The organism is Butyrivibrio sp. NC2007, from assembly GCF_000421405.1.
Lineage (GTDB): Bacteria > Bacillota > Clostridia > Lachnospirales > Lachnospiraceae > Butyrivibrio.
The window spans coordinates 1-13,702 of record NZ_ATWY01000013.1; the positions used below are offsets into that span (position 1 = coordinate 1).

Below are 13,702 nucleotides of genomic sequence, written 5' to 3' on the forward strand. Positions count from 1 at the left end.
ACCATTTCTTAGTGCGGCAAAAATCCGTATTTGGGTTCCGGGTAAATAGCCAATGAACTCGGTCCATTTGATCAATAATTGACAGCAGCTTGTTTTTAACAGTTTTAGAATAGTTCATTTAGTGCCTCCTTGAAAAAAGATTTGTCTTTAATTTCAAGGGCCGCTTTCGCTACTTCTAAATACAATTCGTAGCGAAAGCGGCCGCACTTTTTCAGTCATCTGTCAACTATTTTTTAATAAAAAAAGACCTCTATACCATTTCTGATATAGAGATCTTATTCCGTCATCTTATCTTAATGACATTGTCATTTTCGAGACTTCTTTTTTTGTGAGTCAACGGGGACGTTTCACTTTGACTCATTTTGTGCTTACGCCTTTACCGGAACCCAGATCTCAGAGTAATATTCAGGATCCTGCGCTCCTTTTGGATATTTCTTTTCATCTGTATAGAATTCAATATTAAAACCTGCAGCTATCTCATAACTACTGGCAGGAAGCCACTCGTTAAAGACCTGTGTATTAACGCTCTGCAGAGCCTGTGGCATTGCACCTTTGCATGGGAACACAGCCCAGGTGTACTCCGGGATCTCTTTTACCTCATAGCCTTCTGACTTTGCCTTGTCTTCGTCGTAATCATCCGCGATCATGTAGCGGAACTGATCTCCCTTGATTTCATCATCAAGGCATACTCCGTATACGCCCATGATCTTGTTTGCGGGACTGGCAAATACCTCATCCCAAAACTTAGGTATTGTGCTGTAGCCATTACCATAATCGATAATCTTTGAAACTCCCATTACTTTAAATGCCGGTTTTTTCTCAATCCTGTATTCCATTGTTTTCCCTCCATCTAATGTCAGTTTAATGTGCAGCGGCGCAAAAGCTTTAATGCTTGCACCATTTTGTCTTACATCAGTTGGAGTATTTCCGTGAAATCTTGTAAACGCCTTGGTGAAGCTGTCTGCCGAGTCATAGCCATACTTCATGGCAAGGTCAATCACCTTGATGTCTGAAGAAGTCAGTTCTTCTCCTGCAAGAGAAAGCCTTCTCATTCGGACATATTCACCGACAGTGTATCCGCACAGCATGGAAAAGCCCTTCTGGAAATAGAATGCGGATGTGTTCACTTCCTGAGCAATCCTGCCAACCGTCAGATCTTCAGTGATATTCTCCTCGATAAACCTGATGGCATCTTCAATGATCTTTGTCCAGTTCATATGTAACCTCCAACTTGATTGTAACTATAGTATAGAGGTCTTGTACATACTTCTCCCGACAAAAAGTGCTCACTTTTGTCTGATCAGTCTGATCAAAGTGAGTCAATTTGAAACGTCCCCAGTGACTCAAAATGAGTCAAACTGAAACGTCCCCAGTGACTCATTTAGCTGGCCAGGTCTCTGCGGTTAAAGACTACAAACGCCATAGCTGCGCAGCAGACCGTGACTATAGCTGCAGTTACAAGTGCAGCAGCTTCTACTTCTATTCCAGAGAAAATCTCAGATGCGTTCGCGTAAGAGTACGGTCCAATAAAGAGATAATCCTTAAGGTCCGGAACAACTCGTCCCATTAGATCATAGACATAACAGAGCAGCACTATTCCAAGTCCCATACCCATCTTGCTCTTTCCGGAAAAAGCTGAGATTCCGAAGCATATTGCTGCAGTCTCGATGTTCATCAAAAACTGCCTGAGCATGAATGCAGTAAATTCCTGAGTAGGAACATTTTCCCCAAGATAAACAAAACCGCAAATGTAGAACACGGCGCAGATCACAGTAAACAGCGTGAGCAGGATAACCACGCATGCGCCCTTTGCTGCAAGAACCTTGCTCCTTGAAACCGGGAGCGAGAACAGAAACTCTCCGCTGTGCTTATCCTCTTCCTTGGACAGAATGTCGATCGCCAGAATTGCAGCAAACATGCCACTTCCAAGACCATGTACCGTGCCGACCTCCGTCGCAAAGAATCCTTCAATCGTAGCAATACTCAAGGTGCTCATACCAAATGCATCGGAAAATGCTCCCATGTTGGAGAACATATCCGCCATGTCCTTCATGTCTCCTTCCATGCTCTGATAAAGAAGGATGCAGACTAGCCCCATGGCTCCTACAGAAATACTCCATATCAGAAATGTCTTTAAATTAAGCTTCAATTCTCTAAGTAATATGTGTTTCATAGCTGCCTCCTTTCTTTAATCTTCATAGAACTTAAGGAACGTATCGTCATCAATTCCAACATCTTCAAGCATAGTGAGCCTTCCCTCTCTCATGATGGCCGCATGCCTGCAGTACTTGTTGACCTCAGTAAGTACGTGTGTGGACAAAAGACATGTCGCCCCCTCGTCCACGTATTCACTGACCAGTTCAAAGAACGTCCTCTGCATCAAAGGATCCAGACCACCGGTCGGCTCATCAAATATAAAGAGCTTTGGCCTGTGCTGCATCGCACAGACTATGCTGACTTTCTTTCTGTTTCCGTAAGAGAGCTGCTTGATCTTTTTATCCTTATCAACCTTTAATCGCTCACATAATTTCTCAGCCTCGGCAGAACAGTCAAGGCCTCTGACATCCGCTGCATACTTAATGACATCCTTAACCTTCATGGAATCGTAGAACCAGGCTTCAGATGGCATGTAGCCAACATTCCTTAGAATCTCCTCATGCTGCTTAATACTGTCCATTCCAAGTATCTTTATTTCTCCGCTGTTGATCTTAAGAAATCCCAGCATAGAGCGGATTGTCGTAGACTTTCCGGCACCGTTTGGCCCGAGAAACCCGAATATATCACCCTCTTCAATGCCAAGAGAGACATCTATGACTCCGCGGTTTTTTCCGTAGCTCTTTGTAAGGTTTTTAATTTCAACCACACTACTCATATTTTCCCCTCCTGTTTTTCATCATTTTCGTATCTCTAATTTATGATTAACACAAAGAAAAAGCGGGAACAATGGCTGTTCCCGCAAGGTGCACTTTAATTCCCCTAAGATTCACTTTTTATGTTCGGACTGGAATATCCGAAGGTCCTCATTGAGTCTTTTATCATCAATATAGCGCTTCGATTTATAGATAAAATAAACGCAGATGTAAGTCAGCATCAGATAAGCAGCAAAGATAATCGTTGCCATGGGCTTTCTGTCAAACCACCCAAATGCATATGACAGCGCGCTGTATGCCGCCGTGCATATCACCATTCCCAACAGCTCTTTTCCCCCAAGACTATCCGCCTCATCAAAGTTCCACAGAAGATAAACCTGGATGTATCCTATAACATAGCACGCAAGTATAATCTCCAGCATGTGCAGCATATCTGCAACAAAAGAGCCACCGATAATCCTCACCACACAGTAGAAGAACAATATTGCAAAGAAGTAGAGACAGGCCTTAAATTCTATGCCGATCTCTTTTGTGAGATAGAGCTCCCACAAGGTAACACGCGACTTGTCTTTCTTTTTATCACCCATCTCATCTTTCTCCTTTCAATAGTCTTCTGAAATCCACAGCGTATCTTCTTGATATCATGATGTGCTCTCCGCCTTCCATGGTTGCGTCGATCCTGTTGGAGGAAAGGCTCTTTAGTGCCCTCACCTTTCCAACATTAATGATCATGGATTTACTGCACCTGAAAAATGTCTCATCCTTAACTTCATTCATAAAGGAAACCAGTGTCCCTTCAATTCTGGCCACAACATCTGTCGTATATGCAAAGAGCTTATCGTCCACCGTTTCCAGATATAAGATGTCTCCCAGTTCAATGGAGACGCTCCCCGACTCTGTCCTGCCCCAGAGCTTACCGTCGCCGTCTTCCAATATTCCTATTATTCTCTCAACTGTAGGGTTTAGCTCCCTGTACCTGATGACAATGCTCTCTTCCCCTTCAGTGATCTTATGAATGTCAATATTCATGGCCGTTTCTCCCTATATCTAACATAACACAATGTAATCCTTGCAAAAAGACACATTTTTGTGGTATTATTTCGTCGTTTTGAGATTTAGAATTCGAGGAAAAAAACATGGGAAGAGTTTTTAAAAATATACGTAAAATCGACACCGTTCTGTGTATCGCATGGATACTGGCCATTATATCTGCATTCTTTGTTCACCCGGGCAGAGAGTACCTTGGCTACATAGATTTCAGGTCCCTCGGCATCCTCTGGGGACTTATGGTTATCATCCAGGGCTTTAAAGAGAATTCAGTATTTGACAGGATTGCGGGATTTCTTTTATCCAAAGTGACAAAGAGCTGGCAGCTATCAGCAATGCTCATCTTCATGTGCTTCTTTGGAAGCATGCTCATCACCAACGATGTGGCGCTCATCACCTTTGTTCCCTTTGCTCTGATGATACTTCATGACTGCGGACGAGAAGACATGATGATCCCAACCGTTGTTCTTCAGACAGTTGCAGCAAACCTTGGAAGCATGCTGACTCCCATCGGTAATCCCCAGAACCTGTATCTGTACGGACTTACAGGCATGAGCCTTATCCACTTTGTCATGATCATGCTGCCCTTTTCTCTTGTCTCTGCAGTTCTCCTTGTTCTCGGCCTCCTTATCATACCGGGCAGGGAAAAGAGCCTTAAGAAGAGCAACAATTCTTCCATCATCAGTAACTTTGGAAGCAAGCGCCAGATAATCATCTATGCAGTGCTTTTTGCGATAGCTCTTTTAACAGTAGTAAGGCTCCTTCCCTGGTACGTATTTGCGATCATCGTTCTCGTAATTGTTGGCGGAATGGATTACAAGATTCTCTTCCGCGCAGACTATATTCTGCTCCTGACCTTCATCGGATTTTTCATTTTCACCGGAAATATGGGCAGAATTGAAGTTATCAGTTCGTTCCTACAAGAAGTCTTGATTGGTCGCGAGTTTGGAATATCCGTTGCACTCAGCCAGATAATCAGCAATGTTCCTGCAACTCTTATGCTCTCCGGCTTTACTATCAACTACAAGTCACTGCTTATCGGAGTTAACGTAGGCGGCCTTGGAACACTCATTGCTTCTATGGCTTCGCTTATTTCTTATAAAGCCTACAGCAAGGAATACAAAGAAAACAGCGGAAAGTATCTCCTGGTTTTCACCGCAGTGAATGTAGTGTTCCTGATTGCTCTGGTTCTGACATACGTAATTATCAGAAGTTTATGACCCTTCGTAAATTAGTTTCTGATTTTTGTTGACGAAGGCAGATAAACATGTTACAAATGTAAGTGGTTAGTTTCCCAAGCACAATTTTGGAGGTAGAGAGGGATGTTGAATAGGTGATATTGATTCAGTAAGTAATAGCAGTAATTGACCCGCGAGGGTGTTATTTGCGTTGCGCGAATCGTATCATTCTATTGCAGATCTTTTCTAATTCCGGATAGGTGCTTTTTTTGTGCCATAGCTTAAATACCAAAACACCGGGATAATTAGATTTTGAGATAGACAAGGTCCGTTTGCGTAATGCATACGGATCTTTTTTATTTTATATTTCGACTTACTTAGGAGGACATCATGGAAAAGACAGATTCAAATGATCTAGAAATTAGAAAGCCCCTGTGGACAAGGGACTTCACAATAATAACCGTGGGCAGCGTAGTCTCCATGCTGGGAAACAGCATGGCGGGATTTGCCCTTAGCCTTATGGTGCTGGATTACACCGGCTCCACAATGCTCTACGCGATCTACCTTATGACCTACACTGTTCCGCAGCTCATTGTTCCTATTATTTCAGGCGCAATATTGGACAGGTTCTCAAGAAAAAAGATGATCTACACCCTGGACTTTATGATGGGCGGCTTATATCTGCTGCTTGGAATACTGCTCTCCCACGGGTGGTTTAATTTCCCGCTCTTTGCGCTGTTTAGTTTAACGGTAGGATCAGTAAACAGTATCTACATGGTTGCTTACGACAGCTTTTATCCGCTGCTTATATCTGAGGGAAATTATTCAAAGGCATATTCCATAGCCAGCGTCCTTGAGACTTTTGCCATATTCATGGTACCGGTAGCGACCTTTTTCTATAAGCTCTTTGGTATGGGACCACTTCTTATGATCAACGCAGTTTGCTTTTTAGTGGCTGCAACTTTGGAAACCCGGATCAGAGCTGAAGAAAAATACATTGAGAAACAAAAGAAAAGCATTGAAGGTGATGATCTTTCAAAAGTCTCCAGGGTTCTTGTCGACATTAAAGAAGGTTTTAGATATCTCTTTTCCGAAAAAGGACTTATGGCGATTGCCATTTACTTCCTGTTCAGTTCCATGGCAGGAGGCGCATCGAATGTAATCTGCCTTCCCTACTTTAAAGGGAATTTTGAAAACGGCGAGTATCTGTTCATGATGGTATTCGGTATGAGCTTTGTGGGAAGAGCTCTGGGCGGCGCTTTCCATTACAAGAAAAAGCTTGATGCCGGCAATAAGTTTTATATCGCGCTTTTTGTTTACATCATGATCGGAATATTTGAAGGACTCTATCTCTATACCCCATTACGTGTTGCGATGATACTGAGTTTCTTTGTGGGCGTCGGTGGAGTTACGAGCTATACCATAAGAATCTCATCTACACAGAGCTATGTTCCCGATGAGAACAAGGGAAGGTTCAACGGCGCATTTCAGGTGCTATCAACTTCAGGCTCACTTATCGCCGAACTTCTTGCCGGGTCTCTTACACTGGTTATGGATCAGCGAGCAGTACTGCTGCTGTTTGAACTTGCCAGTGTTGTTGCTGCCATCCTGATCATCGGCGGAAACAGAGAACACGTTAAAAAGATCTACAACAGAAATATGTAATCCTTCGAAAGGAGGCACTGATGTCTAAAAAACTACTGATTGAAGCAGAAAATATAGAAGTAACTTACGGCGAGCAGACAGTTCTCAACTTTGAGAGGTTCTACCTCTACGAAGGCGAGAAGGTCGGGCTTGTCGGAATAAACGGTGCAGGTAAGACAACGCTCTTAAAGGTATTATCGGGAAGCATCGAGCCTACACGAGGCAAGGTTTCCCAGTACTGTACTCCCTTTTATTTTGAGCAGTTTGGTGACGGGCTAAGCTATGACGATGCCGACTACTCAGAAGCCGGTAAGCTTGGCGTCTCAGACCAGCTCTGGCAGGAGAATGTCAGCGGCGGTGAGAACACGAGGATACGACTTTCACAGCTCTTTTCCAGTCAGAGGGCCGTGGCCTTTCTCGATGAGCCAACCTCTAACCTGGACAGCGCGGGAGTGGAGCTTTTGAAAAAGAGACTTTCCGAGATCGAGACTCTTGTCCTGATAAGCCATGACAGAGCACTCTTAAACGCAGTCTGTGACAGGATTATAGAAGTTTCCTTCGGGGAGCTGAATTTCTTTGACGGTAACTACGATGACTATCTTGAGCAGAAAGCTCTTTTGAAAAAGAGCCAGTACGCGGAGTATGAAAATTATCAGGCCGAGAAAAAAAGACTCCAGGGCGTTTATCTTCAGAAAAAAGCCAAGGCAAAAAGCGTTGTGAAAAAACCAAAGAACCTGACATCCAGCGAGGCCAAAGCCATTGCTCTTTGCGGAAACAGAAAGCCCGAGGATAAGGCGCGCAGTCTTGAAAAGAGTGCAGAGAACGTGCTCAAGAGGATCGAGCACATGGAGGTCAAGGAAAAGCCTAAGGAAGAGCCGGTTGCGAGACCTGACTTACGCCTGACCAATCCTCCGAGAAATCCTATCGTCATAAGAGGAGAACACCTCTCCTTTGGATATGATGAAAAGCTGATTTTTGATGATGCAGACTTTATAATTAAAAATGGAGCTAAGGTAGCTCTTGTCGGAGATAACGGCGCAGGAAAAACAACGCTTATTGAACTCATCAATAAGAGAGAAGGCATCTATGTTGTTCCCGGTGCCAAGATCGGCTACGCAAGGCAGAACATGAGCCAGATCGATATGGACAAAACGGTCCTTGAAAATGTCAGGGATGTCAGTATCCAGAAGGAAAGCATCGCACGTATAATTCTTGCGAGACTTCTTTTAACAGAAAGAGATATTCAGAAGAAGGCATCTGACTTATCCGGCGGCGAGAGGATGAAGCTGTCCTTTGCAATGCTCTTTGTGTCTGATGTGAATTTCCTGATACTGGATGAGCCCACCAACTACCTTGATATCCCTTCAATTGAAGCGCTGGAAAAACTCCTTATGGAATATGAGGGAACTCTTATCTTCGTTTCCCACGATAAAACTTTCGTGGAACATGTTGCTACTGAAAAGCTTTTGATTCAAGACGGAAAGATAATTAAAAGTGAATAACAAAGAATCTTTATACAGGAAAATATGGGTAGTTGCTCTGCCCATCATATTTCAGAATATCATCGACGCATCCGTTAACAGCGCGGATGTACTGATGCTTAACTATGTTGGCCAGGATGCCATAAGTGCCGTGTCCCTTGCAAACTCTCTTGTGGGAATTCTGTTTATGCTGCTCTACGGGATCGGTACAGGAATCGCAATGCTGGCAGCCCAGTATTATGGCAAAGGCGATCTTGTGACCATCGAAAAGATTGAGGGAATCGGCCTTAAGTTTTCCTTGTCGGTTGCTGCCCTGGGTGCATTTTTCTGCATGACGATACCTCAGAAGCTTATGTATATCTACACTTCTGATCCGGTACTTATAGAACTTGGTGCCAGGTACCTTCGCTTCATTGCCCCGGGCCTATTGTTCTGGGCTATAAGTGCAGTGTACATGGCTATCCTGAGGTGTATCGGCAGAGTCGGGACAAGTACAGTTATTGAGACTACTGCACTAATAGTTAATGTCTGCTTAAATGCTGTGTTTATCTTCGGACTTCTTGGCGTTCCAAAGCTGGGTGTTATCGGTGTTGCAATCGCTACTACATTGAGCCGCCTGATACAGCTAATATTCTGCATCGTAGTTTCTATATCCGGTGCCGAAGTGAAGCTGTCACTAAAGCCCATGTTTGAAAGACACAGGCTTTTGGAGAAGGATTTCTTTTCCATGGCTCTGCCGGCTATAGGAAATGACCTGTCCTGGTCACTGGCTTTTTCCATGTACTCCGTGATAATCGGTCACCTTGGAAATGACATGGTTGCAGCCTATTCCATTACAAATGTCGTGCGAAACCTCGGAACAGTCTTCTGCTTCGGAATGGCTTCAGCTACTGGCATCATAGTAGGTCAGATCCTTGGAAGCGGTCAGAGAGATGAAGGAATAAAGGCAGCACACACGCTCTTTCGCCTGACTATCCTGGCAGGAATCTTAGGCGGAATAGTTGTTGCTCTCGTCATGCCCTTTGCACTTACCCACGCTTCCCTCACTCCACAGGCTCTTGATTATCTGAAGTTCATGCTGCTCATCAGCACCTACTACATCATGGGAACTGCAGTAAATACCTGCCTTATCGCCGGTATCTTCAGAGCAGGGGGTGACAGCAAATTTGGATTTATCTGCGACACAATAGACATGTGGTGCTACGCTGTGCCACTGGGACTTCTTGCAGCCTTTGTCTTTAAGCTCCCGGTAAAGGTAGTGTTCTTCCTGCTATGCACCGATGAGTTTGTGAAATGGCCCTGGGTACTTAAGCACTTCTACAGTCACAAGTGGGCAAGGAATATTACCAGAGAAGAGTTGGACTGATTGCGTTCAAAAAGGTACTATATATTTCTTTTCGCACATATGATAACGTCATATTAGGAACATTTTATTTATGATATGAGCACGAAAAGGAGTATATCTATGAAAAAAAATATACGTACCGTTTTACTTGGAGAGCTTGTACTTTTCCTTGTAGTATTTTTTATCAGCACACTAGGAACCAGTTTTGGTTTTTCAGCTGTGACATGGTTTCTTGACTGGCCTTCTCTCATACTTGTTCTGCTGATTCTGATTCCCGGACTTATTATCATGGGAGAATGGAAAGATTTTTTGAAGTCATTTTCAGTAGGCATAAAAGATTTCAGACTGCTGGAGCTTAAGAACATTATTGAAGCAGTGGGAGCTGCACAAAAACTTACTATCTTTGGTGCACTCTTTGCCATCATAATATCAGCAATACTTCTTATGGGACATCTTTCCGATCCTGAAACAATAGGACCGAACCTGGCTGTCTGTTTTCTTGCAGGCTTCTATGCAGTTATCATCGAGTTTTTCCTTCTGCCGCTTAAGCTTAATGCTGAGCGCAAGATGAATGAAGAGATGGATATGGAAGATGATTGATCCTGGAATTACGAAAGAGCAATATCTTAATATAGCCCGTAATTTTGGCCTTACTACGAGGGAGCTTGAACTCGGATACCTTAAAGTGTCGGGGTTTTCAAATCGTAGAATTGCATATATGCTCGGAATTTCTGAACAGACAGTAAAAAACCATTTCACTCACATTTATGAAAAGGCTTGGGTTCCCGGAAGAAAGGAATTCCAGGAGCTTTTTAAACAGGATGGATAGTGATTATGAAGAGATCGGTTAATAGAGCTATCATAATAATTTTAATTGCAAATGTCATCCTGATAGTTGCTGCCATTTGCGGAAAAATACTGAGTAGATTCGTTTACGAAGACCATCTTGATGAGCCTTTGATCACAGTCGATGATACCGAGATAACTTTAAGAGAATTTGGTTATTACATATATGAAATAGAAGAGTTTGTCCAGAATCAGGCTCTTTTATATGATCCTGAGAATCCAAAGCACTGGTGGAATACTCATTTTTCAGCCGGCATGGATTCTCAGTTTGTTTGTGATTATGCCAAGAAGGTGGCAGTAAACACCTGTATATCTGATGAGATTTATTATAAAAGAGCTCTTTTAGAAGCAGTCGCATTAAGCAGCGCGGAAGAAAAACAAGCAATGGTCGAAGCAAAGATGATTTTTAGTGGTATGACGCGTGATCAGCTTGCAAGGACCGGACTTGATGAAAACATCCTCACCAATATGAGGATAAAACAAGCTATCGCAAAAAAGTACTCCGATAACCTTACAAAAACTCAGAGTTTTATTGGATACACAGAAGATCCGGATAAACTTGTTAACTGGGACGGAGCATATTATCAGGAAAAGATTTTACCGGAGCATAACGTTAAGACCAATGATAAGGTCCTTAATAGAATAACGCTTGGAAAAATAACAGTGAATTATGAGTAATTCTATTTGAATGTGTTAGAATTATTTCATGAAAACAAGAGAAGAAGCATTAAAATACGGATTATCTTTTCCGGATACTTATCAGGAAGCGCCCTTCCACGATCCTAACTGGCAGCTGGTGCGATATAAGTATAATAAAAAAGCATTCCTTTGGACTTATGAAAGAGAAGGTTTCATAAATCTCAATGTGAAGGTTGATCCCGAGACAGCTTTTTTCTGGAGAAAGGCTTACAGCTCAGTGATTCCCGGATACCATCAGAATAAGGAGCATTGGAATACAATCATCCTCGATGGAAGTATCCCGGATAAGGACATTAAGCTCATGATTGCTGAGAGCTATGACCTAATAGCAGATTCTCCGACTAAGAGAATTTATGATGCTGTTACCAGAATCCCAAAAGGGTGCGTTGCAACTTATGCGCAGGTTGCAGAAGAAGCTGGGGATAAAAAGATGGCAAGAGCCGTAGGAAATGCTCTTCACAAAAACCCTGACCCAAGCACGATTCCATGTCACCGTGTAGTAAACTCAAAAGGTGAACTTGCCGGCAACTATGCATTTGGCGGAGCCTGGAAGCAGGGAGAAATCCTGCAATCAGAAGGTGTCGAAGTAAAAGACGGAGTTGTTGATCTACATAAATATCAATGGCGAAATAAATAATAAAGCCCCTGACCTTACGGCAGTGTTCATAAGACAGTAACGCAAAATGAGCACTGTCGCGGTGGATTGGCAAAAAAAGAAGAAGTCTGAAAGGAACATACCTTCCAGACTTCCTTTTCTTATTAAAATAATGAGATGGTTTATGCCTTTACATCAACCTCGCCGCCTATTATCTTGGCAATCCTGCGTTGGGCGGCAACCATATCAACCACAACATTAATGGTAGGAACGTTTGGTTGGTTGAACGACCCTCCAAATTTGGAGGGTCATATTTGAAAAAGTCACTCCGCTCTCGGCAAGTCTCTTGCAATACTTCGCAGATCTGAAAATATCTATGTCATTATGCATGGTGAAATGATTGCTACGTGCTTCATACGGGCGCCTTTCTAAAAGTTTTTTAAGAATCGCCTTCGGGCTTTAGTCAGCCTTTTTTGCGGGACGCGTATTCATAAAAGGAATCATTTGAACGAGGCGTACCAATCTGACCACTATAAAGTGAACCACCAATGCACAAATCACAGTCAACACTATAGAGCAAATAATGAAGACACCTGATTTAAGCTTGGGCAATAAGGTATATACCATTTTGAATACTCTTCCGTGTAAGAGATATATTTCAAATGATATCTCACCAAGAAAAGAATTAATCTTATTTCCGTATGATACTTTTACGTTTGTCGCCAAAACAAATGCGGTAATTGCTACGCCAAGAATTACTTTAAGCAAATAATCACCGGCAAAGAACACAGGCTTAAACTTAAGGTATGCCATACCAAAGCACAAAGCTACCACCATAATAACGATTGTTTTAATAATCCATTTGGAGCTCATTGCCTCAATGAATCTGTCTTTGAATCTATACAGCAATATGCCCCACGCAAAACCGTAGCATTCTGTAGGCCATATTGTGTTTACAACGATACCTTTATGTTTCAGGAAATACATTGTTAAACTGAATGCAACTACCAACGCTATACAGATAGCATCGTTTAATACGTTTGTCTTAGTCTTAAATAAATGCGTAATCCAAAAGAAGAAGTAGCAGATTATCAGCCAAAGTACCCATCCGCTTACTCTGAAAATGCCTAATATGTTAGGCTGCTTATCTAAGAAGATGCATGCCAAAGGCTCAAAAATAGCAGCAATAACCCACGTTGTAATTAACAGTTTCGGTAAACGTTTGCGCCAAAACATTTTTAATGAAGACTCGCTTTTGGCATAGCTTAAAGCCAGTCCGTACCCTGAAGTCATGAAAAAGAAGGTCACGCCTATATAGGCAAAACTGCCTATCATGTCCTGAATACGGTTTTGATATGCGGCAGGAACGTGAACCAAAATAACAATAAAACACCAGAAGCCTCGCATTGCCTTTGAATTGCTCAAATCAAAGAAATGCGAAGAATCTTCCTTAATCTTGGCCTTAAACAAAATGTCAACAGCCAAAAACAGCAGAATACCCAACATAATAGCATAATCCATAACACCATTCTCCTTTTTTACACGTTTTTATAATCAACTTTTTCTTTTCTGATACAATGATATATTTTGCGCAAAACCCAGAACCATTCAAATCTTTTACATCTAAGTGTAAAATACCTGAATCCCGAAATCTTTCTGGCCTTATGGGAATCACATAATAAACGCTTAAACTTCGCCAGTCTCAACTGCTCATTGCAGAGTTGAACGCCCCTCCAAATTTGGAGGGTCGTATTTGTCGTTTGCACCGGTTTGCATAAAATCCTTCAGGATGCCGATCTCTTCGCCATTTTCATCAAGGATACCGATCCCGATAAGATTGGCGATAAAATACTCATCCGCAGACAGCACATCCATATCCAGTATGACGGATTGGGATTCATCCCTCTGAATGAACTCTTAGCACAAGAAAAGGCGTGACCAAAGCCACGCCTTCCCATTCTTAAATTCTTAAACATTACTGTCTTATGACGCTCCCA

Annotated in this window: 15 protein-coding genes; 8 read left to right on the forward strand and 7 right to left on the reverse strand. The window is 42.6% G+C overall.

The annotated features are described in order from the left end of the window. Positions 1 to 368: 368 nt before the first annotated feature. The 5 genes from G632_RS0111100 to G632_RS0111120 form a co-directional block, all read right to left on the reverse strand. Positions 369 to 1,217: an AraC family transcriptional regulator gene (locus G632_RS0111100; RefSeq protein WP_022769252.1), complete on the reverse strand. Its 849-nt coding sequence runs from the start codon at positions 1,215 to 1,217 to the stop codon at positions 369 to 371. Between the two features lie 164 nt (positions 1,218 to 1,381). Continuing rightward, entirely contained in the window at positions 1,382 to 2,173 is a 792-nt protein-coding gene (locus G632_RS0111105) for an ABC transporter permease subunit (RefSeq protein ID WP_022769254.1), read from the reverse strand. 15 nt (positions 2,174 to 2,188) lie between these two features. Further along, on the reverse strand, positions 2,189 to 2,872 hold the full coding sequence (locus G632_RS19765; protein ID WP_022769255.1) for an ABC transporter ATP-binding protein: 684 nt from the start codon (positions 2,870 to 2,872) through the stop codon (positions 2,189 to 2,191). Between the two features lie 111 nt (positions 2,873 to 2,983). Beyond that, complete coding sequence (locus G632_RS0111115) at positions 2,984 to 3,457, reverse strand: DUF3021 family protein (protein ID WP_022769256.1); 474 nt, start codon at positions 3,455 to 3,457, stop codon at positions 2,984 to 2,986. 1 nt (position 3,458) lies between these two features. After that, positions 3,459 to 3,899, reverse strand: coding sequence for a LytTR family DNA-binding domain-containing protein (locus G632_RS0111120; protein WP_022769258.1), 441 nt, complete (start codon positions 3,897 to 3,899; stop codon positions 3,459 to 3,461). 107 nt (positions 3,900 to 4,006) lie between these two features. Here G632_RS0111120 and G632_RS0111125 point away from each other — a divergent pair, with 107 nt between their 5' ends. The 8 genes from G632_RS0111125 to G632_RS0111160 all read left to right on the forward strand — a co-directional run bounded on the left by G632_RS0111125 (position 4,007) and on the right by G632_RS0111160 (position 11,747). After that, the gene (locus G632_RS0111125) at positions 4,007 to 5,137 is read left to right on the forward strand and encodes an SLC13 family permease (RefSeq protein ID WP_022769259.1); all 1,131 of its coding nucleotides are present in this window, start codon (positions 4,007 to 4,009) and stop codon (positions 5,135 to 5,137) included. Positions 5,138 to 5,485: 348 nt separating this feature from the next. Beyond that, positions 5,486 to 6,760 carry an MFS transporter gene (locus tag G632_RS0111130; protein ID WP_022769260.1) on the forward strand — a complete coding sequence of 425 codons (1,275 nt, stop codon included), beginning with the start codon at positions 5,486 to 5,488 and terminating at the stop codon, positions 6,758 to 6,760. Positions 6,761 to 6,780: 20 nt separating this feature from the next. Further along, entirely contained in the window at positions 6,781 to 8,241 is a 1,461-nt protein-coding gene (abc-f, locus tag G632_RS19770) for a ribosomal protection-like ABC-F family protein (RefSeq protein ID WP_022769262.1), read from the forward strand. Next, complete coding sequence (locus tag G632_RS0111140; RefSeq protein ID WP_022769263.1) at positions 8,234 to 9,586, forward strand: MATE family efflux transporter; 1,353 nt, start codon at positions 8,234 to 8,236, stop codon at positions 9,584 to 9,586. Before abc-f ends, G632_RS0111140 begins: the two co-directional genes overlap by 8 nt. 99 nt (positions 9,587 to 9,685) lie before the next feature. Then, positions 9,686 to 10,165 carry a hypothetical protein gene (locus G632_RS0111145; RefSeq protein ID WP_022769264.1) on the forward strand — a complete coding sequence of 160 codons (480 nt, stop codon included), beginning with the start codon at positions 9,686 to 9,688 and terminating at the stop codon, positions 10,163 to 10,165. Continuing rightward, entirely contained in the window at positions 10,158 to 10,394 is a 237-nt protein-coding gene (locus G632_RS0111150) for a helix-turn-helix transcriptional regulator (protein WP_022769266.1), read from the forward strand. Before G632_RS0111145 ends, G632_RS0111150 begins: the two co-directional genes overlap by 8 nt. A gap of 5 nt (positions 10,395 to 10,399) precedes the next feature. Beyond that, positions 10,400 to 11,089: a hypothetical protein gene (locus tag G632_RS0111155; protein WP_022769267.1), complete on the forward strand. Its 690-nt coding sequence runs from the start codon at positions 10,400 to 10,402 to the stop codon at positions 11,087 to 11,089. Positions 11,090 to 11,117: 28 nt separating this feature from the next. Further along, positions 11,118 to 11,747 (forward strand): methylated-DNA--[protein]-cysteine S-methyltransferase, encoded by a 630-nt coding sequence (locus G632_RS0111160; RefSeq protein ID WP_022769268.1) that lies wholly within the window; start codon positions 11,118 to 11,120, stop codon positions 11,745 to 11,747. Between the two features lie 417 nt (positions 11,748 to 12,164). Here G632_RS0111160 and G632_RS21760 read toward each other — a convergent pair whose 3' ends face one another. Then, positions 12,165 to 13,226: an acyltransferase family protein gene (locus tag G632_RS21760; protein ID WP_022769270.1), complete on the reverse strand. Its 1,062-nt coding sequence runs from the start codon at positions 13,224 to 13,226 to the stop codon at positions 12,165 to 12,167. A 189-nt stretch (positions 13,227 to 13,415) separates the two neighbouring features. Then, the gene (locus tag G632_RS22585) at positions 13,416 to 13,580 is read right to left on the reverse strand and encodes a PRC-barrel domain-containing protein (protein WP_022769271.1); all 165 of its coding nucleotides are present in this window, start codon (positions 13,578 to 13,580) and stop codon (positions 13,416 to 13,418) included. Positions 13,581 to 13,702 lie beyond the last annotated feature (122 nt).